This window comes from Vibrio aphrogenes, assembly GCF_002157735.2.
In the GTDB taxonomy this organism is placed as follows: Bacteria; Pseudomonadota; Gammaproteobacteria; order Enterobacterales; family Vibrionaceae; genus Vibrio; species Vibrio aphrogenes.
Map to the genome: position 1 here is coordinate 519,793 of NZ_AP018689.1, position 20,842 is coordinate 540,634.

Annotated in this window: 12 protein-coding genes, 6 tRNA genes, 3 rRNA genes and 1 other annotated feature; of the genes, 15 read left to right on the top strand and 6 right to left on the bottom strand. The window is 44.3% G+C overall.

The features are described 5' to 3' along the window. Positions 1-216 precede the first annotated feature (216 nt). Positions 217-1,884, bottom strand: a complete 1,668-nt coding sequence (gene ettA / locus VCA1004_RS02450; RefSeq protein ID WP_086982261.1) for an energy-dependent translational throttle protein EttA — start codon at positions 1,882-1,884, stop codon at positions 217-219. A 206-nt stretch (positions 1,885-2,090) separates the two neighbouring features. Here ettA and VCA1004_RS02455 point away from each other — a divergent pair, with 206 nt between their 5' ends. After that, a complete protein-coding gene (locus tag VCA1004_RS02455) occupies positions 2,091-4,082 on the top strand; it encodes a transglycosylase SLT domain-containing protein (protein ID WP_086982262.1) in 1,992 nt (663 codons plus the stop codon). A gap of 4 nt (positions 4,083-4,086) precedes the next feature. Beyond that, a complete protein-coding gene (gene trpR, locus VCA1004_RS02460) occupies positions 4,087-4,434 on the top strand; it encodes a trp operon repressor (RefSeq protein ID WP_086982263.1) in 348 nt (115 codons plus the stop codon). On the opposite strand, the gene yjjX is transcribed toward trpR, so the two are convergent. The 4 genes from yjjX to VCA1004_RS02480 form a co-directional block, all read right to left on the bottom strand. Further along, positions 4,431-4,964 (bottom strand): inosine/xanthosine triphosphatase, encoded by a 534-nt coding sequence (yjjX, locus tag VCA1004_RS02465; protein ID WP_086982264.1) that lies wholly within the window; start codon positions 4,962-4,964, stop codon positions 4,431-4,433. The two genes, trpR and yjjX, sit on opposite strands and share 4 nt — an antisense overlap. Before the next feature lie 2 nt (positions 4,965-4,966). Then, positions 4,967-6,148, bottom strand: a complete 1,182-nt coding sequence (pheA, locus tag VCA1004_RS02470; protein WP_086982265.1) for a prephenate dehydratase — start codon at positions 6,146-6,148, stop codon at positions 4,967-4,969. Positions 6,149-6,158: 10 nt separating this feature from the next. After that, positions 6,159-6,281, bottom strand: a sequence feature (Phe leader region). A 110-nt stretch (positions 6,282-6,391) separates the two neighbouring features. Continuing rightward, positions 6,392-6,727, bottom strand: coding sequence for a ribosome hibernation-promoting factor, HPF/YfiA family (hpf, locus tag VCA1004_RS02475; RefSeq protein ID WP_086982266.1), 336 nt, complete (start codon positions 6,725-6,727; stop codon positions 6,392-6,394). Between the two features lie 420 nt (positions 6,728-7,147). After that, positions 7,148-7,873, bottom strand: a complete 726-nt coding sequence (locus VCA1004_RS02480; RefSeq protein ID WP_086982267.1) for an outer membrane protein assembly factor BamD — start codon at positions 7,871-7,873, stop codon at positions 7,148-7,150. Between the two features lie 159 nt (positions 7,874-8,032). Here VCA1004_RS02480 and rluD point away from each other — a divergent pair, with 159 nt between their 5' ends. From rluD to nfsA, 13 genes are all read left to right on the top strand, one after another. Further along, positions 8,033-9,004 (top strand): 23S rRNA pseudouridine(1911/1915/1917) synthase RluD, encoded by a 972-nt coding sequence (rluD, locus tag VCA1004_RS02485; RefSeq protein WP_086982268.1) that lies wholly within the window; start codon positions 8,033-8,035, stop codon positions 9,002-9,004. Positions 9,005-9,010: 6 nt separating this feature from the next. Further along, a complete protein-coding gene (gene pgeF / locus VCA1004_RS02490) occupies positions 9,011-9,748 on the top strand; it encodes a peptidoglycan editing factor PgeF (protein WP_086982269.1) in 738 nt (245 codons plus the stop codon). 139 nt (positions 9,749-9,887) lie between these two features. Then, positions 9,888-12,461: an ATP-dependent chaperone ClpB gene (gene clpB, locus VCA1004_RS02495; RefSeq protein ID WP_086982270.1), complete on the top strand. Its 2,574-nt coding sequence runs from the start codon at positions 9,888-9,890 to the stop codon at positions 12,459-12,461. Positions 12,462-13,233: 772 nt separating this feature from the next. Next, positions 13,234-14,776: ribosomal RNA gene (locus VCA1004_RS02500) — 16S ribosomal RNA — on the top strand. Positions 14,777-14,868: 92 nt separating this feature from the next. Beyond that, positions 14,869-14,944: transfer RNA gene (locus VCA1004_RS02505), tRNA-Glu, on the top strand. 28 nt (positions 14,945-14,972) lie between these two features. Continuing rightward, positions 14,973-15,048, top strand: a tRNA-Lys gene (locus VCA1004_RS02510). A 42-nt stretch (positions 15,049-15,090) separates the two neighbouring features. Continuing rightward, positions 15,091-15,166 (top strand) — tRNA-Ala (locus tag VCA1004_RS02515). A gap of 40 nt (positions 15,167-15,206) precedes the next feature. After that, positions 15,207-15,282 (top strand) — tRNA-Val (locus VCA1004_RS02520). 386 nt (positions 15,283-15,668) lie between these two features. Further along, a 23S ribosomal RNA gene (locus tag VCA1004_RS02525) occupies positions 15,669-18,556 on the top strand. A 131-nt stretch (positions 18,557-18,687) separates the two neighbouring features. Next, a 5S ribosomal RNA gene (gene rrf / locus VCA1004_RS02530) occupies positions 18,688-18,803 on the top strand. The 16S, 23S and 5S rRNA genes sit together here with 6 tRNA genes alongside, the layout of an rRNA operon. Before the next feature lie 70 nt (positions 18,804-18,873). After that, positions 18,874-18,950 (top strand) — tRNA-Asp (locus VCA1004_RS02535). A 70-nt stretch (positions 18,951-19,020) separates the two neighbouring features. Further along, positions 19,021-19,097, top strand: a tRNA-Trp gene (locus VCA1004_RS02540). A 668-nt stretch (positions 19,098-19,765) separates the two neighbouring features. After that, positions 19,766-20,488, top strand: a complete 723-nt coding sequence (nfsA, locus tag VCA1004_RS02545) for an oxygen-insensitive NADPH nitroreductase (protein WP_086982272.1) — start codon at positions 19,766-19,768, stop codon at positions 20,486-20,488. A gap of 98 nt (positions 20,489-20,586) precedes the next feature. On the opposite strand, the gene VCA1004_RS02550 is transcribed toward nfsA, so the two are convergent. Then, positions 20,587-20,841, bottom strand: coding sequence for a YfhL family 4Fe-4S dicluster ferredoxin (locus VCA1004_RS02550; RefSeq protein ID WP_086982273.1), 255 nt, complete (start codon positions 20,839-20,841; stop codon positions 20,587-20,589). Position 20,842 lies beyond the last annotated feature (1 nt).

The window sequence follows — 20,842 nt, forward strand, 5'->3', positions numbered from 1 at the left end:
GTAAGAATCGACCGATAATGAATGCACTGCTATGAGATGGTGAAGTTATTCGGTGATGAAGCTATTAGATGATGAAGGCGAATTTAGAATACAAAAAAAGCCACAGCGTAGAGCCATGGCTTTGATATTGCTGGCTATGAAGTTAAGCGCTCCATTAACCAGTTATTCGCAGCTGAGTTTAGTTAACCTCAACTGCAGATAAGGTTAGTTACACGCTTATTTGGTCACACGTTTGTATTTGATGCGGTGAGGCTCAGCCGCGGCAGCACCTAACGTTTGCTTCAACCATTCACTGTATTCGGTGTAGTTACCTTCGTAGAAGTTCACTTGGCCTTCATCACGGTAATCAAGAATATGGGTGGCAATACGGTCGAGGAACCAACGGTCGTGCGAGATAACCATGGTACAACCAGGGAACTCAAGTAACGCTTCTTCAAGAGCACGTAGCGTTTCAACGTCCAAGTCGTTGGTCGGTTCATCGAGTAGTAATACGTTACCGCCCGCTTTTAGTAGTTTTGCTAAGTGAACACGGTTACGTTCACCACCTGAAAGCTCACCAATGCGTTTTTGTTGATCAACACCACGGAAGTTAAAGCGTGAGCAGTAAGCACGCGCTGGAATTTCAAAGTTATTGATCTTAATGATATCCGCCCCTTCCGAGATTTCTTGGAAAACGGTGTTGTTATCATTCATGGAGTCACGGAACTGATCCACTGACGCCAGTTTTACCGTTTCACCTAACTCGATGGTACCTGCATCGGGTTGTTCGGAGCCGCTTAGCATTTTGAATAGAGTTGATTTACCCGCGCCGTTAGCACCAACGATACCGACAATAGCCCCTTTCGGCATGCTGAAAGAGAGGTTATCAATCAGAACGCGATCGCCAAATGACTTAGTTAGGTTATTAACTTCTAAGACTTTGTCACCCAAACGCTCACCTGGTGGGATGAAAAGTTCGTTAGTTTCGTTACGTTTTTGGTGATCAGTTTTATTCAACTCTTCAAAACGTGCCATACGAGCTTTAGACTTAGCCTGACGACCTTTCGGGTTTTGACGAACCCATTCTAATTCTTTCTCAATGGTCTTTTTGCGAGCATTTTCGGTTGAAGCTTCTTGGGCTAAACGCGCATCTTTTTGTTCAAGCCATGAAGTATAGTTACCTTCCCATGGAATACCTTCACCACGGTCAAGTTCTAAGATCCAGCCCGCCGCGTTATCAAGGAAATAACGGTCGTGGGTAATCGCTACCACTGTACCACTGTAATCAACTAAGAAATGCTCAAGCCAAGCCACAGACTCAGCATCTAAGTGGTTGGTCGGTTCATCTAGCAATAGCATGTCTGGCTTTTCAAGTAATAGACGGCAAATCGCGACACGGCGACGCTCACCACCTGACAAGTGTTCAATTTTGGCATCCCACTCAGGCAGACGCAGTGCATCCGCAGCACGTTCTAGCGCATTTTCTAGGTTGTGGCCATCTTTCGCTTGAATCAATGCTTCAAGTTCGCCTTGTTCTTTGGCTAATGCATCAAAATCAGCATCAGGTTCGGCGTAAGCGGCATAAACTGCATCAATTCGTTTTAATGCGTCTGCGACATCCGCTACGGCTTCTTCGACAATTTCACGAACGGTTTTTGATTCATCTAAAACCGGTTCTTGCGGAAGGTAGCCAACATTTAAACCAGGCTGAGGACGAGCTTCACCATCAATGTCAGTATCAATACCTGCCATGATGCGTAAAAGTGTCGATTTACCTGCACCATTTAGGCCTAAAACACCGATTTTGGCTCCCGGGAAAAAGCTTAATGAGATATCTTTTAAGATTTGACGTTTCGGTGGCACAATTTTGCTCACACGAGACATGGTATAGACGTATTCAGCCATAGCTGCTTAGATCCTATGCGTTATAATAATTTCAAAACTATAGTTTACTCTTTCTCACATAAGATTCACACTAGATGAGTGTAAACAAGGATATTATCGGATAGTCGCTTGGCATTGAAATAATGAGAAAAAGCGAGAAAAATACTAAGAATATCAAACATTCACCTTTCACATTTGTGATTGTATTTCAGGGAAGTTGACCGTTGATGCTGAATTTTAAAAAAACGCTTATTTTCTGTGCTGTTTCGACAAGTGCGATATTGTCTTTGCCCGCGGTTAATGCTCAGGCGATATCCTCCACTCAAGTGAACACTTCTGATAGTGATTCATCTGACAAACCGCGCTCACCACTTGAAATACAACGGCAAGTCTATGAGAAAGGACAGGATTTATTAGATGCCGGCGATGTTGCTGGTTACCAAGTGATTCGTCCACAAATCGCCTCTTATCCATTGACGCCTTATATTGATTATCGCGTGTATTTAACGGATATTGAAAACCGTCAGCCTCAAGAGGTGAATGCTTTTACTGAAAAATATCAGACGTTTCCTTTTTCAAGCCGGGTTAGAGCCAATTATTTAGATGCGTTAGCCAAGAACAAACAATGGAAAACCCTATTAGAATATCAGCAAGAAGAACCCAGAGATCAACGCTACCGTTGCTATTATTATTACGCCAAATGGACGCAAGGTCAGAAAGACGCTGCGTATCAAGGAGCCAAAGACCTTTGGTTAACGGGCAGCAGTGTTTCGTCGGCGTGTGATGACTTATTTGACCAATGGACGCAAGCGGGCTTACGTACCGAAACACTGATATTAGAACGGATGTTATTGAGCTTTAAATCCGGTCACTCAGGAATGTTTCGTTATTTAGATGGTTTACTCACTAGTGATAATGCCAAAGCCAGTTCAAAAGACTTACAAGCACTTTATCGCGATCCTAGTAAAGTGGGTGAGTTCAGTAAGAAAGCCAAAGTCACTCCTTTTAATCAACAGTTGACGGAATACGCGTTTAGACAGTTGATCCGCAAAAATACCCAACAAGCTGTAGAACTCTATGAGCAAGTGGTTCAAGCGCAAAAGCTTCCATTAACGGCTCAAGTAGATTTATCCAATTACGCCAGTGCTTGGTTAATGAATACGGATTCATCTTCTTTAGCACAATGGCGAGATAGCATGTTAAATAAGCAAGGGCTCCCTTCGCGAGTAGAAAGGCGTGCACGTATCGCCATTCAAAATGCAGATTGGAAAGATCTAGCGCATTGGATTAGTAAGCTACCGGCAGAAGATCAGCAAAGCTTACGTTGGCAATATTGGTCTGCGAGAGTAGAGATGGCGCAAGGAAAAACCAAGCAAGCCAAACAACGCTTACAGCCTTTGTTAGGACAGCGAAACTTTTATAGTGCGGCGGCGGCAGAATTACTGGGAGAACCGATTCGTTATCAAAGTAAAATGCTCAATGAAAAGCTTCCTGATATCAAAGCCAAGCAAGCAGCTCTTGATCGCATTCAAGAAATGATTAATGTTGATAAAATTTCGGCGGCGAAAAGCGAGTGGCGTTGGTTGCTGTGGCATAGTACCCAAAGCGAGAAAAAAGCCTTAGTACAATACGCAGCCGAGAAACATTGGCATCATTTTACCGTGGTGGCGACCATTGAAGCTAAAATGTGGGACTATACCAGTTTACGTTTCCCGATAGCCCATCGCTGGTGGTTTGATTTCTATTCTAAAAAGAATGATGTGCCTTTAATTACCTTGATGTCTCTTGCGCGCCAAGAAAGTGCCCTAGATGTAGAAGCACGTTCTCCTGTTGGAGCGCGGGGGATTATGCAAATCATGCCGACGACAGCAAAACACACCGCAGACGTCTATGATTTAAAATATCAGCATGCTGATGAGCTGTATAATGTTCAAAAGAACATAGAAATTGGCAGTTCATATTTAGGTGGGTTATTAGATGATTTTAACCACAATCGAATATTTGCGTTTGCCGCTTATAATGCGGGGCCGCATCGAGTCAAAGTATGGCGTGCTCGCAGTAATCAAAAAATTGATGCTTATTCATTCATTGAAGCCATTCCTTTTGATGAAACCCGTGGTTATGTGCAAAATATTCTGATGTTTGAAACCTATTATCGTAATTTACTAGGTCAAGAAGGGGCATTTTTAACGCCTCAAGAAGTAAAGGAAAAATATTAGTTTAATGGCTAATTCAAAAGAACAAATCGAAAAAGAAGTGATTTCCCCTGAGTTTACAGACTGGCAGGATGTGCTGGCATTATTGTCGCATTCAGATCAGCAACAACAATTGGATTTTTTACTGTCAATGCTGCTCACTTATGATGAACGTGAAGCTTTATTAGCACGCATGAACATTTTACATGAGCTCATTAAAGGTGATTATTCGCAGCGTCAAATCAGTCAAATGCTTGGAGTGGGGGTCGCAACCATTACTCGTGGTTCTTCTGAATTGAAAAAGTTACAACCGGCTCAAAAGCAGCAATTGCAAGCGATGTTGCAAGTTGCTGCTGAGAAATCAGAAGAGCATTAAAAATGTTGAGGATTGAGGAAAGGAATTAATGCCAGAATCAATGCTTGATGATAAACCGAACTTCGAGTTAACTGGTGGTGCGTCAGTAAGCCTATCGCACCTCCTTTTTGCTTGATGTTTTCGGTGGCAAATACTTCATCCATCACATGTCCCAATTCTTTACCTTGGCGGACTTTTTCTAAGACTTGTGGAGGGAGCATTAAACACGCGGAACGAGATTCGCCTCGGATGACCTCACCACTGGCTGGGTTACTTTCAATGATCATCCAAGCGTAAGTAAAATTAGCTTCGATCCCAGCTTCTAAGCCGACATAAAAATCCGCGTCACTAATGGTGCGTTGTGCATGATGAACCCGATTTAGCGCCCCTTGCTTTGTTTCTTGATCAAACATAGGTTGGTCCGGTACACCACTGGCGACCGACACCCCTTCAAAGACAAACTGTTCATCTGGAAAGCTTGCGCTAAAGGCACTTTTCACAGCGTTGATTTTGGCCGGATTTAATGAGGCAACAATGACTTTCTTATGCACGTTTAACCTTCTAGCTTAACTTGAGTTGGCTTAATGTTTTCGCTTGGGTAACAACCTAATACTTTCAAATGACGGGTAATCTTGGTGAGTTCTACGATAGCTTGCTGCATTTCTACTGAGCCTAAATGGGCTTCTAAATCCACGTAAAACATCTCTTCCCATGGGTTACCCATAATTGGACGAGATTCTAATTTGGTCATATTGATGCCGTAACGTTGTAGTACCAATAGGGTTTGTACCAATGAGCCAGCTTCTTGTGAGGTTGACATGATCACAGTGGTTTTGGCGGGAATTTGTGTGGACACTTCTACTGGTTTTCTTGCCACAATAATAAAGCGTGTATGGTTTTCGGTTTGATTGGCAATATTTTCTTGAATGGTTTGTAGTCCATACAGTTTGCCGCTGGTGGCATTACCAATGGCGGCAACATCTGGACGATTTAGCTCAACAACTTTTTGCATCGCATCGGCCGTGCTGACACAAGATTTTAAGGTCACGTCTTTTAAGTGACTTAAAAACTCACTGCATTGTTGATGCGGTTGAGGGTGAGAATATAAGGTTTTGATTTCTTCTAAGCGCATGTCATGGGGCGCGAGTAAGCAATGCTCAATGGGCAGTGTCATTTCCCCCACAATATAAAGAGTTGTGTGTTGTAATAAGTCGTAAACCTCATTGATCGAACCTGAGCTGGTATTTTCAATGGGCAATACTCCAAAATCAGCGTGTCCAGATTCCACGGTGGAGGTGACTTCTTTAAAGTGTTGGCAGTTCAGCTCTATCAGCTCGGTATTTTTACGACTGAAATACTCAAGGCTTGCCAAGTGTGAATAAGAGCCTTTGGCGCCTAAGAAAGCCACGCGAGCAAGCGGTTTACGACTTTCTTCTGGGTTGGCAAGGTTTTGTAAATAAGCCTGTTGCAAAAGCACGGAATCTTCAATGATGGTATGGAAAACTTTGGTGATATAAGGTGCATCAAGTTGATATTTCTCTTTGCCATTATTAATCAGTTTGACCAGCAATTGTTGTTCGCGTTGCGCATCTCGCACAGGCTTAGCGGTTTGAACTTTACTTTTGGCCACCTCAAGACTTAACGCTCGACGTTCCGACAAAATGCTAAGTAAGTGATCATCCAATTCATTAAGACGGAGTCTGATTTCTTCAAGTGAGTATTGCAATTGAGTCATGATTTATCCCTATAAAAAAGCCCCCCAATGTGGGAGGCTTTCTGTCCGTTTTTGGCTTATTTTTAAAACGACATCAGCCCCATCTATTTATGATGGAAAAAACAAGCTAAAAAAGAACAGAGTTGATGTGTACATGTAATAAATTCCTTAAGTGAATCTGTACCATAAGCAAGGTAAGACAAAGCGTCAAGCAAAAAAAATGACGCTCAATGAGCGTCATAAATAATGGTTAATGATTTTGAATTAAAGTTCTTCTAGCTCTTCGAGTTCAGGTTTTTCTGCTAGTGAACGTTTCGCTTCTGGCTTATGGCTTAACTTGTTAAGTTGACGTTCAAGCTTTTGCTCAACTTCATTGATCGCTTTATATAAATCTTCGTGTGAAGCCGATGCCACTAATTGACCTTTAGGTACAGTGATGGTCGCTTCAATTTTTTGCTGCTTACCTGGTTCGGTGCAGATGGTCGCTTGACAGCTGATGAGTTCAATTTGCCATTTTTCTAATTTTTTGAATTTAGCCTCAATGTAGTCTCGGATGGAAGAGGTGACTTCGATATTTTTACCAGTAATGTTAATTTTCATAGGCTCTTATCCTCTTTTGTCCTTGATTTGTTAATTTCAGATTACTATTTTGCTATAAAATAAATGTGATTTAGATCACGTAAGCTAGGGGATTATTAATGGACTGAAGTAAATGTGATCACAAACAAAGGTTCGTCATTGGTGGAGTAAAAAACACTTGTTCTTCGGCTGAATTTTAGTAGATTCAATGTGTCGGCTACTAGAAATTTCTATTTTTAGGGGGCGAATACAAATCAAATTTTAGGCAGGTTGTTTTTTGCTCTTCTTATGCTTTTCCTTCTTATGCATTTTCTCAATAGACAATTGCTTCTAAACATAATTGTCTCTCAATATAATCATTGCCTCTCATCATAATTTTCTCTCTCATATAAAAAAAGCAGCGAATGGTCGCTGCTTTTGAGAAGTTCTGCGTTGGTAATACTATTTTTTATTCAGTTCAATAAGCTCTTCGGTGCGTTTTATCGCATCTTCTAAGCCCAGTTCTTTATAAGCTTTAAGTTGGATTTTTAACGAATCACGAGCGGCAATAGTATCAGGATAGGTTTTTTGAATTTCTTGGCAACGATTGATTGCTGCAATCCAAGCTTCACGACGTAGGTAAAAATCGGCAGATGCGAGATCGTATTCAGCTAGACGATTTTTTAATGACATCAAACGAAGTTGAGCATCGGCTGCATATAAACTATTTGGATAGCGTTCTAATAAACGTTTGAAATCAACAAAGGCTGCTTTTACTGGTTCTGGATCGCGATCGGAGCGGTCCATATTAAATAAGCTATGCATGAAGTTGGAGTCTTGAGCCATATGAGTCAAACCACGCATATATAAAACCCAATCAGAACGCTCATGAGTTGGGTTAAGACGTGTGAAACGTTCAATGGTCGCAAGGGCTAATGGATAATCCCCATTTTTATAGTAGGCGAAGATCAAATCCAGTTGAACTTGATCGGAATAAGGGCCAAATGGGTAGCGTGAATCAAGTGCTTCGAACTTTTTGATCGACTCAGCCCAGCTGCCTGCTTGCAAACTTTGTTGAGCTTGTGTGTATAAATCCGATGGTGGGATGTCTGGTACAGCATCTTTCTTATCGGCACAACCAGCTAAAAAGAGTAGGGAAATCAATCCCAAAAGGTATTGGCGTTTCATTGTGAGGAGAAAATTCCTTGAATTAAATTTATTGCTTCCGTTACTTCTGACAAGTTAACAGATACAATGGTGAATAACACTATTTTACCAATAACGGTGAATAGCCTATTTTATCCATATTGTTGGATATTAGTCTCATGGTTTTTTAAAAAGTTCGATATGGCCCAACAGATTGTACGCACTGACACAGTAAAAGATTCTCAATTAGGGCAACGCTTAGATCAAGCGATTGCTGAATTATTTTCAGAATTTTCTCGCTCACGTTTGAAAGAATGGTTGCTTGAAGGCAAGGTTCAAATCAATGGTGAAGTGGTAACTAAACCTCGAACTCGAGTCATGGGCGGGGAAGAAATTACCGTTCAAGCCGAGCTAGAAGACGAAGAACGCTGGGAAGCTCAAGATATTCCATTAAATATCGTTTATGAAGATGACGATATTATTGTCATCAATAAACCACGAGATTTTGTGGTGCATCCTGGCGCCGGTACACCTGATGGTACCGTATTAAATGCGTTATTGCACCATTACCCAGCGATTGCAGAAGTGCCGCGCGCCGGTATTGTGCACCGTTTGGATAAAGATACCACGGGGTTGATGGTGGTTGCGAAGACCGTACCGGCGCAAACGCGTTTAGTCCGTGCTCTGCAAAAGCGTAAAATCACACGTGAATATGAAGCGATTATTATTGGTAATATGACCGCTGGCGGGCGTATCGAAAAACCGATTGGTCGTCACTCTACTAAACGAACTCTAATGGCGGTTAATGAATTAGGTAAGCCGGCGGTGACTCATTATCGTGTCGCTGAGCATTTCCGTGAACATACCCGCATTCGCTTACGCTTAGAAACCGGACGTACTCACCAAATTCGTGTGCACATGTCTTACATTCAACATCCATTGTTGGGTGACACTGCTTATGGTGGCCGAGCTCGTATACCAAAAGGGGCGTCTGCTGAGTTGACGGATATGATTCGTAATTTTGACCGTCAAGCGCTGCATGCGGTGATGTTGAAATTTGAACATCCTGAAAGCGGGGAAGAAATGAAGTTTCATGCGCCAATCCCTGATGACATGGTCGCGATGACGGAAGCGTTACGTGTGGATGCGTTAGAGAATCACGTCGAGGAATAATCACTAATGGACAATATTGTGCTACCAAACTGGCCTGCGCCTACAAATGTAAAAGCGTTTAGCTCAACGCGGTTTGGTGGTGTCTCAACCGGTGTTTATCAAGGCTTGAACTTAGGTATGCATGTGGGGGATGACCGCAATATTGTCCAACGTAATCGTGATCTTTTACGTCAGCAACATCTCATGCCAACGTCTCCAGTTTGGCTTAATCAAACTCATTCAGCGGATGTCATTGAATTGAGCAAACCTACTCATCATGTACTGGATGCTGATGGGGCCACGACTCGCCATAATAAAATAGTATGTTGTGTGATGACGGCTGACTGCTTGCCTGTGTTATTGACCAATACCGAGGGCTCACAAGTGGCAGCGGTACACGCAGGATGGCGTGGCCTAGCAAATGGTATTTTAGAAAATGCGGTGAGACAATTTGATAAATCCAGCCAAGTCATGGCGTGGTTAGGCCCTGCAATTGGTCCAACCGCCTTTGAAGTAGGGGAAGATGTTTATCAAGCGTTTGTACAGCATGATGTCCATGCAAAAGATGCCTTCACACCTCGTGTAAAACAGAGTGGCAAATGGTTAGCGGATATGTCCATTTTAGCAACCCAGCGCTTAAACCAAGCGGGCGTGGAGCAAGTGTTTGTCAGCCAACGCTGTACCTATAGTGAAGACGATATTTTTTATTCGTATCGACGTGATGGCGTGACCGGCCGTCAAGCCTCCTTTATTTGGTTAGAATAATTCCAGCGTATGACGCTTTCGCTCTGATGATTCTGTCGAGCGTATGATTATTTTTTACTCGCTCTTGAAAACCCACCTATCTGCATCCATTTATAAGCCAACAACAGAAGTATCTCATGTATGAGATTGGAGGCTTATAATGCGTTTTGATAAATTTACCAGTAAATTCCAGCTTGCCATTTCTGATGCGCAATCTCTTGCGCTAGGCCGTGATCACCAGTTTATTGAACCTGTGCACTTAATGCAGGCATTGCTAAATCAAGATGGCAGCACCATTCGTCCTATTTTTACCATGCTTGGTGTTGATGCCACTCAATTACGTTCTAAAGTTGCGCAAGAACTTGATAAATTGCCGAAAGTGACCGGTATTGGTGGGGATGTTCAAGCATCGAAAAATTTAGGCAACCTATTGAATGTTTGTGACAAAATTGCACAGCAACGTAACGATGCTTACATTTCTTCTGAACTATTTTTGCTTGCAGCATTAGAAGACCACGGGCCACTTGGTAAGTTGTTTAAAGAATTAGGTTTAAACAAAGCCAATGTGACTAAGGCGATTGATGAAATTCGTGGTGGACAAAATGTCGACGACCCGAATGCAGAAGAAAAACGCCAAGCATTAGAAAAATACACGATTGATCTCACTGAGCGTGCAGAGCAAGGCAAACTCGATCCTGTGATTGGTCGTGATGATGAAATTCGCCGTACCATTCAGGTTTTACAGCGCCGTACCAAAAATAACCCGGTGTTGATTGGTCAGCCGGGGGTCGGTAAAACCGCGATCGTAGAAGGCTTGGCATTACGTATCGTGAATAATGAAGTACCAGAAGGTTTGCGTAATCGCCGCGTATTATCGCTCGACATGGGCGCATTGATCGCCGGCGCTAAATACCGGGGTGAATTTGAAGAGCGTTTAAAAGCGGTCTTGAATGAGTTAGCGCAAGAAGATGGCAACATTATTTTGTTCATTGATGAGTTGCATACCATGGTAGGCGCTGGCAAAGGCGAAGGCTCAATGGATGCCGGTAATATGCTTAAACCTGCTTTGGCTCGTGGTGAGCTTCATTGTGTTGGTGCGACTACCTTGGATGAATACCGTCAATACGTGGAAAAAGACCCAGCGTTAGAGCGTCGTTTCCAAAAAGTGCTGGTGGATGAGCCGAGTGTGGAAGATACCATTGCGATTTTACGTGGCTTAAAAGAACGCTACGAATTACACCACCATGTGGAAATTACCGATCCGGCAATTGTGGCGGCTGCAACGCTGTCCAATCGTTATGTATCGGATCGTCAATTACCAGATAAAGCCATCGACTTAATTGATGAGGCGGCCTCGAGTATTCGTATTCAAATGGATTCGAAACCGGAATCACTAGACCGTTTAGACCGTCGTATCATCCAGCTGAAAATCGAACAGCAAGCGCTACTAAATGAAGATGATGCCGCCAGTACCAAACGCTTGGCTATTCTGAATCAAGAATTGGCTGAAAAAGAGCGTGAATATTCCGAACTTGAAGAAGTCTGGAAAACTGAAAAAGCGTCGTTGTCTGGCACTCAACATATAAAAGCTGAGTTAGAGCAAGCACGTTTAGATATGGATGTGGCTCGTCGCGCTGGTGACTTGCAACGAATGTCAGAATTGCAATACGGCAAAATTCCTGAGCTGGAAAAGCAATTAGACAATGCTTCACAAGTGGAGAATATTGAATTAACGCTGCTGAAAAACCGAGTAACAGACGCTGAAATAGCCGAGGTCTTGTCGAAACAAACGGGGATTCCGGTTTCTAAAATGCTTGAGGCAGAAAAAGCCAAGTTATTATCGATGGAATCGGTATTGCATGAGCGTGTGATTGGACAAAAAGAAGCGGTCGATGTGGTGTCAAATGCCATTCGTCGTAGCCGTGCTGGTTTATCGGATCCTAATAAACCGATTGGTTCGTTTTTATTCTTAGGCCCAACCGGTGTGGGTAAAACCGAGCTATGTAAAACACTGGCGAACTTTATGTTTGATAGTGAAGATGCAATGGTGCGAATTGATATGTCTGAGTTTATGGAAAAACACTCAGTATCACGTTTGGTCGGTGCGCCTCCTGGTTATGTCGGTTATGACGAGGGTGGCTACTTAACCGAAGCGGTACGTCGTAAACCATATTCAGTGATCTTATTGGATGAAGTGGAAAAAGCGCACCCCGATGTATTCAATATCTTATTACAAGTATTGGATGATGGGCGTTTAACCGATGGCCAAGGTCGTACTGTCGATTTTAAAAATACCGTCGTGATCATGACTTCTAACTTAGGTTCTGATCGTATTCAAGAAAACGCAGCGACGTCTTCTTATGAAGAGATGAAAAATCAAGTGATGGAGATCGTAAGCCAACACTTTAGACCGGAGTTTTTAAACCGTGTTGATGAAAGTGTGGTATTCCATCCACTTGGCCAAGAGCAAATTAAGTCGATTGCTTCTATTCAATTGGATCGCCTACGTCAACGTATGGCAGATAAAGAATATGAATTACAAGTCGGTGATGATGTCTTGTCTTTAGTCGCTGAAGTTGGTTTTGATCCTGTGTATGGCGCGCGTCCACTAAAACGTGCGATTCAACAAATGGTCGAAAACCCATTAGCGCGCTCTATGCTGGCAAGTGAACTGCTACCTGGCAAAGTAGTGCGATTATCAGTGGAAGATGACCATATCGTGGCAAAGCAATAATAAGCTAACAATATCAAACCCAAAGGAGCAACGAATATTCGTTGCTCCTTTTTTATTGGTTGAGTGACATGACCACGATGTAAATATAATGATATATAGAGAGGGTAAAAAGAGAGGCTTTATTTAGGCATACAAACTTCCTTGTCCTACTTTAAGCAACTTAAAAAGAAGGTTTCTGTGGATAACCTGTTCTTAAGTTTAGGGTAAAGTGGTATAAATAAGCCTTTGATTGTAAAGTGAACATTTGAGCGGTATTTTCGCATTTTTTTATAAAAATCACTTGCCAAGAAGATTCGCTTCTCTATAATGCGACCTCACTGACACGGAGCACGCAGCCAAGCTGCAGCACGGGTTAGAGGTCAAAACCTTCTCAAAAAGGTTTGCGAAAAAAGTTTTAAAAAAAGTGTTTGACACGAGCTTTTAAATCGCTAAAATGGCCGCCCTGTTCAGCGAGATGCACTAAGCATTATCGATAAGAACAACGCTCTTTAACAATTTAAACCTATCAATCTGTGTGGGCACTCGTTGATGATAATCAAAAAGATTTATCAATGAACTGAGTGACCAAACGGCTATTAAAAGAGTCAGCCTTGAGCTGGTTTGATTTCACTTTTTAAAGTGAAAATAAATAATAGCGGCACAGTCAATTCATTATCTATCTGTTGGATAGATAATAGCTTTAAAGTTACTTCTTCTTTTTAAGAAGAATAGTTTTGAAGTCAGTATTCGTTGAGCCGGTCGTCTCTTTATTTAAGAGCGGCCACAAAAACTTTAATTGAAGAGTTTGATCATGGCTCAGATTGAACGCTGGCGGCAGGCCTAACACATGCAAGTCGAGCGGTAACAGGAAATAGCTTGCTATTTCGCTGACGAGCGGCGGACGGGTGAGTAATGCATAGGAAGTTGCCCAGTAGAGGGGGATAACCATTGGAAACGATGGCTAATACCGCATAACCTCTTCGGAGCAAAGCAGGGGACCTTCGGGCCTTGCGCTATTGGATACGCCTATGTGGGATTAGCTAGTTGGTGAGGTAATGGCTCACCAAGGCAACGATCCCTAGCTGGTCTGAGAGGATGATCAGCCACACTGGGACTGAGACACGGCCCAGACTCCTACGGGAGGCAGCAGTGGGGAATATTGCACAATGGGCGAAAGCCTGATGCAGCCATGCCGCGTGTATGAAGAAGGCCTTCGGGTTGTAAAGTACTTTCAGTTGTGAGGAAGGTTTCGTAGTTAATAACTGCGTTGCTTGACGTTAGCAACAGAAGAAGCACCGGCTAACTCCGTGCCAGCAGCCGCGGTAATACGGAGGGTGCGAGCGTTAATCGGAATTACTGGGCGTAAAGCGCATGCAGGTGGTTTGTTAAGTCAGATGTGAAAGCCCGGGGCTCAACCTCGGAAGGTCATTTGAAACTGGCAAACTAGAGTACTGTAGAGGGGGGTAGAATTTCAGGTGTAGCGGTGAAATGCGTAGAGATCTGAAGGAATACCAGTGGCGAAGGCGGCCCCCTGGACAGATACTGACACTCAGATGCGAAAGCGTGGGGAGCAAACAGGATTAGATACCCTGGTAGTCCACGCCGTAAACGATGTCTACTTGGAGGTTGTGGCCTTGAGCCGTGGCTTTCGGAGCTAACGCGTTAAGTAGACCGCCTGGGGAGTACGGTCGCAAGATTAAAACTCAAATGAATTGACGGGGGCCCGCACAAGCGGTGGAGCATGTGGTTTAATTCGATGCAACGCGAAGAACCTTACCTACTCTTGACATCCAGAGAAGCCAGTAGAGATACAGGTGTGCCTTCGGGAGCTCTGAGACAGGTGCTGCATGGCTGTCGTCAGCTCGTGTTGTGAAATGTTGGGTTAAGTCCCGCAACGAGCGCAACCCTTATCCTTGTTTGCCAGCGAGTAATGTCGGGAACTCCAGGGAGACTGCCGGTGATAAACCGGAGGAAGGTGGGGACGACGTCAAGTCATCATGGCCCTTACGAGTAGGGCTACACACGTGCTACAATGGCGCATACAGAGGGCAGCGAACTTGCGAAAGTAAGCGAATCCCAAAAAGTGCGTCGTAGTCCGGATTGGAGTCTGCAACTCGACTCCATGAAGTCGGAATCGCTAGTAATCGTGGATCAGAATGCCACGGTGAATACGTTCCCGGGCCTTGTACACACCGCCCGTCACACCATGGGAGTGGGCTGCAAAAGAAGTAGGTAGTTTAACCTTCGGGAGGACGCTTACCACTTTGTGGTTCATGACTGGGGTGAAGTCGTAACAAGGTAGCCCTAGGGGAACCTGGGGCTGGATCACCTCCTTATACGAAGATTATTTTTGATGAGTACCCACACAGATTGATTAGGTTTATATAGAAAAGAGTTCAGAAAGCATCCCATTGCTTTCAAATCCTGTGTCCCGTTCGTCTAGAGGCCTAGGACACCGCCCTTTCACGGCGGTAACAGGGGTTCGACTCCCCTACGGGATACCACTTCCTTCTCTTAAGAGATAGAAGATATGGGTCGTTAGCTCAGTTGGTAGAGCAGTTGACTTTTAATCAATTGGTCGCAGGTTCGAATCCTGCACGACCCACCATTTCCTCCCATGGAAATGCTTACTTTAGGTAAGAAAATAAATGGGGCTATAGCTCAGCTGGGAGAGCGCCTGCCTTGCACGCAGGAGGTCTGCGGTTCGATCCCGCATAGCTCCACCATTCCTCCATAGGAATGCTTATTTTAGATAAGAAAATTTATGGGCGATTAGCTCAGTTGGGAGAGCACCTGCCTTACAAGCAGGGGGTCACTGGTTCGAGCCCGGTATCGCCCACCACTCTTTAAATACTTTTACGATGTCACGCATCCGGTTTTATAAATTGGATGGGGTTATTTGTCGCTGAAAGTCTTTAAAAAGTGGTTTCAATAGAAACTCTTTGCTCTTTAACAATTTGGAAAGCTGACTGATAGCTTAATTTGTTTTTACTTTTGAAAAAGTAAAATAAAACAGCTCAAGGCTGTAATTAAGTTATCAAATAAAAGTTCTCAATGTTTATCTTTAAGATAAACACACAACACACATTCAAGTGTCTTGTATTCAAACAAACAATGTATTGTTTGTTCTATTGAGTCCGGCAACGATATTTAAGATTACCCTCTTAAATATCAACAAACTAAAACCTTATTTAGTTGAACATACATAAAGACCCTTTTGGGTTGTATGGTTAAGTGAATAAGCGTACACGGTGGATGCCTAGGCAGTCAGAGGCGATGAAGGACGTATTAACTTGCGATAAGCGTAGATTAGGCAGTAAAAGCCACTTGAGTCTACGATTTCCGAATGGGGAAACCCAGTTGCATAAGCAACTATCATTAACTGAATACATAGGTTAATGAGGCGAACTCGGGGAACTGAAACATCTAAGTACCCGAAGGAAGAGAAATCAACCGAGATTCCGAAAGTAGCGGCGAGCGAAATTGGATTAGCCCTTAAGCTTTTAATGATGCAGGTGAACAAGCTGGAAAGCTTGGCGATACAGGGTGATAGCCCCGTAACCGACACATCATAATCAGTGAAATCGAGTAAGGCGGGACACGTGTTATCCTGTCTGAATATGGGGGGACCATCCTCCAAGGCTAAATACTCCTGACTGACCGATAGTGAACCAGTACCGTGAGGGAAAGGCGAAAAGAACCCCTGTGAGGGGAGTGAAATAGAACCTGAAACCGTGTACGTACAAGCAGTAGGAGCACCTTCGTGGTGTGACTGCGTACCTTTTGTATAATGGGTCAGCGACTTATATTTAGTAGCAAGGTTAACCGTATAGGGGAGCCGTAGGGAAACCGAGTCTTAACTGGGCGTCGAGTTGCTAGGTATAGACCCGAAACCAGGTGATCTAGCCATGGGCAGGTTGAAGATTGAGTAACATCAATTGGAGGACCGAACCGACTAATGTTGAAAAATTAGCGGATGACTTGTGGCTAGGGGTGAAAGGCCAATCAAACCTGGAGATAGCTGGTTCTCCCCGAAAGCTATTTAGGTAGCGCCTCGGACGAATACTACTGGGGGTAGAGCACTGTTAAGGCTAGGGGGTCATCCCGACTTACCAACCCTTTGCAAACTCCGAATACCAGTAAGTACTATCCGGGAGACACACGGCGGGTGCTAACGTCCGTCGTGGAGAGGGAAACAACCCAGACCGCCAGCTAAGGTCCCAAAGTATAGCTAAGTGGGAAACGATGTGGGAAGGCTCAGACAGCCAGGATGTTGGCTTAGAAGCAGCCATCATTTAAAGAAAGCGTAATAGCTCACTGGTCGAGTCGGCCTGCGCGGAAGATGTAACGGGGCTAAGCTATACACCGAAGCTGCGGCAGTACAGTTTACTGTGCTGGGTAGGGGAGCGTTCTGTAAGCCGTTGAAGGTGAACTGAGAAGTTTGCTGGAGGTATCAGAAGTGCGAATGCTGACATGAGTAACGATAAAGGGAGTGAAAAACTCCCTCGCCGGAAGACCAAGGGTTCCTGTCCAACGTTAATCGGGGCAGGGTAAGTCGACCCCTAAGGCGAGGCTGAAAAGCGTAGTCGATGGGAAACGGGTTAATATTCCCGTACTTCTTACAAATGCGATGGGGGGACGGAGAAGGCTAGGTGGGCCTGGCGATGGTTGTCCAGGTTCAAGTGCGTAGGCTGATTTCTTAGGTAAATCCGGGAAATCTTAAGGCCGAGACACGACGTCGAGCTACTACGGTAGTGAAGTCATTGATGCCATGCTTCCAGGAAAAGCCTCTAAGCTTCAGTTTGTAAGAAATCGTACCCCAAACCGACACAGGTGGTCGGGTAGAGAATACCAAGGCGCTTGAGAGAACTCGGGTGAAGGAACTAGGCAAAATGGTACCGTAACTTCGGGAGAAGGTACGCTCCTAGCGGTGATGAGACTTGCTCTCTAAGCTGCCGGGAGTCGCAGATACCAGGTGGCTGCAACTGTTTATTAAAAACACAGCACTGTGCAAAATCGTAAGATGACGTATACGGTGTGACGCCTGCCCGGTGCCGGAAGGTTAATTGATGGGGTTATCTTCGGAGAAGCTCTTGATCGAAGCCCCGGTAAACGGCGGCCGTAACTATAACGGTCCTAAGGTAGCGAAATTCCTTGTCGGGTAAGTTCCGACCTGCACGAATGGCGTAATGATGGCCACGCTGTCTCCACCCGAGACTCAGTGAAATTGAAATCGCTGTGAAGATGCAGTGTACCCGCGGCTAGACGGAAAGACCCCGTGAACCTTTACTACAGCTTGGCACTGAACATTGACCCTACATGTGTAGGATAGGTGGGAGACTTTGAAGCATTCACGCCAGTGGATGTGGAGTCAACCTTGAAATACCACCCTTGTAGTGTTGATGTTCTAACTTAGCCCCATTATCTGGGGTGAGGACAGTGCCTGGTGGGTAGTTTGACTGGGGCGGTCTCCTCCCAAAGAGTAACGGAGGAGCACGAAGGTGGGCTAAACACGGTTGGACATCGTGTGGTTAGTGCAATGGCATAAGCCCGCTTGACTGCGAGAATGACAATTCGAGCAGGTGCGAAAGCAGGTCATAGTGATCCGGTGGTTCTGAATGGAAGGGCCATCGCTCAACGGATAAAAGGTACTCCGGGGATAACAGGCTGATACCGCCCAAGAGTTCATATCGACGGCGGTGTTTGGCACCTCGATGTCGGCTCATCACATCCTGGGGCTGAAGTCGGTCCCAAGGGTATGGCTGTTCGCCATTTAAAGTGGTACGCGAGCTGGGTTTAGAACGTCGTGAGACAGTTCGGTCCCTATCTGCCGTGGGCGTTGGAAGATTGAAGGGGGCTGCTCCTAGTACGAGAGGACCGGAGTGGACGAACCTCTGGTGTTCGGGTTGTCATGCCAATGGCATTGCCCGGTAGCTAAGTTCGGAATCGATAAGTGCTGAAAGCATCTAAGCACGAAGCGAGCCCTGAGATGAGTCTTCCCTGGCACTTTAAGTGTCCTAAAGGGTTGTTCGAGACTAGAACGTTGATAGGTTGGGTGTGTAAGCGCTGCGAGGCGTTGAGCTAACCAATACTAATTGCCCGTGAGGCTTAACCATACAACACCTAAAGGGTTTTGATGGACTTAATAGATATAAGACATACTTGAATGAGTGTGAGAACGAGTTAGAGATAACAAAGCAGCTTTCCGAATTAAGTTAAACGCTTGAGCGTTTAACAAAAGAATTTGCTTGGCGACCATAGCGCTTTGGACCCACCTGATTCCATGCCGAACTCAGAAGTGAAACGAAGTAGCGCCGATGGTAGTGTGGGGTCTCCCCATGTGAGAGTAGGACATCGCCAGGCTTTAATTTCCGTTTTTAGATTTTAGAAAAATCTAAAGGCAAAAAATAGCGACATGCTGAATAGACACTGCGGAGTGGTAGTTCAGTTGGTTAGAATACCGGCCTGTCACGCCGGGGGTCGCGGGTTCGAGTCCCGTCCACTCCGCCACTTTTTCTGATATTTTTGAAAAAGACAATTTACTTTGTTAGCCAAAATAAAGTAATATAAACAAAGTTTTAGGGGTGTAGCTCCAATTGGCAGAGCAGCGGATTCCAAATCCGCGTGTTGGGAGTTCGAATCTCTCCACCCCTGCCATATTAAGGCTCTAGCAGAAATGCTGGAGCCTTTTTGCATAGAACGAAAAGTAGCGGATTCCCCTGATCACCAAAATAGCGCGTGTTGGGAGTTCGAATCTCTCCACCCTTGCCATATTAAGGCTCTAGAAGAAATGCTAGAGCCTTTTTGCATGGAGCGAAAAGCAGCGGATTCCCCTGATCACCAAAATAGCGCGTATTGGGGGCTCGAATCTCTCCACCCCTGCCATATCAAGGCTCTAGCAGAAATGCTAGAGCCTTTTTGTATGGAGCGAAAAGCAGCGGATTCCCCTGATCACCAAAATAGCGCGTATTGGGGGCTCGAATCTCTCCACTCCTGCCATATTAAGGCTCTAGCAGAAATGCTAGAGCCTTTTTGTATGGAGTGAAAAGCAGCGGATTCCCCTGATCACCAAAATAGCGCGTATTGGGGGCTCGAATGCCATATTAAGGCTCTAGCAGAAATGCTGGAGCCTTTTTGCATGGAGCGAAAAGTAGCGGATTCCCCTGATCACCAAAATAGCGCGTGTTGGGAGTTCGAATTTATCATTCAACTCATATCAATAAGCTTTCCTATTTATGAATTTGAATCATAGTTAAGTTGCATTAGCGGCGTTAAGTAAAGCGAATAGGATATGCTAGAGTAATACTTCAATAAGAGGGAGTATTATGAATACAGTCATTGAAACGATGTTAAGCCATCGCTCTATTCGTAAGTTTACTGAAGAGAAAATTACTTCAGAGCAACTGGAAACGATTTTATCAGCTGGGATTGCGGCATCATCATCGAGTTTTTTACAAACCACATCTATCATCCGTGTGACCGATCCAAATAAGCGTAAAGCTTTGGTCGAGTTTTCTGGAGGGCAAGGTTATGTTGAAACTGCGGCTGAATTTTTAGTTTTTTGTATTGATTATCAACGTCACTTTCAACTCTCATCAGAAGTTAAACCTGAATTCACTGAATTGACTCTGATTGGGGCGGTGGATGCAGGGATCATGGCACAAAATACCTTATTAGCAGCGGAATCGTTGGGGTTAGGCGGGGTGTTTATTGGTGGGCTTCGTAATGCACCAAAAGAAGTGGATGAATTGCTCGGTCTACCTAAATATTGTGCGGTATTATTTGGCATGTGTTTAGGGCATCCTGATCAAGACCCTCAAATCAAACCGCGCTTACCTCAGAATGTCATTGTGCATCAAGACAGTTACCAAAGTCTTTCTAGTGAAGTGATTGCTGAATATGATGCCCAAACAAGCCATTACTATCAGACTCGTGGTAGTAATCAAAAAACGGGTTCATGGTCAGATCATATTGCTGGACGCTTAAGTAAAGAATCACGTCCTCATATTCGTGATTACTTGCATTCGAAAGGGTTAGCAACTAAATAATGAGTACGATTGGTATTAGCTTTCCTGGTTGTGAAAAAAATGACCTGACGTTTGATGGTCAGGCCATTTTTGTATATTGGTCGTGGTTCAAGGAGCGTTTACGCCAGACCTTGAATCACCACGAACTTTTCGAGTAACTCATCTTCCGTTTCGACATGCTCAGGATCAGTGATGATGCAATTATTAATTGGGCACACTGATTGGCAGGTTGGCTTATCGTAATGTCCTTTACATTCGGTGCATAAGTTATGATCAATTTCATAAATGCTGTCACCCATAGTGATTGCGCCGTTAGGGCATTCAGGGTCGCACATATCACAATTGATGCACTTATCTGTAATCAATAAGGCCATA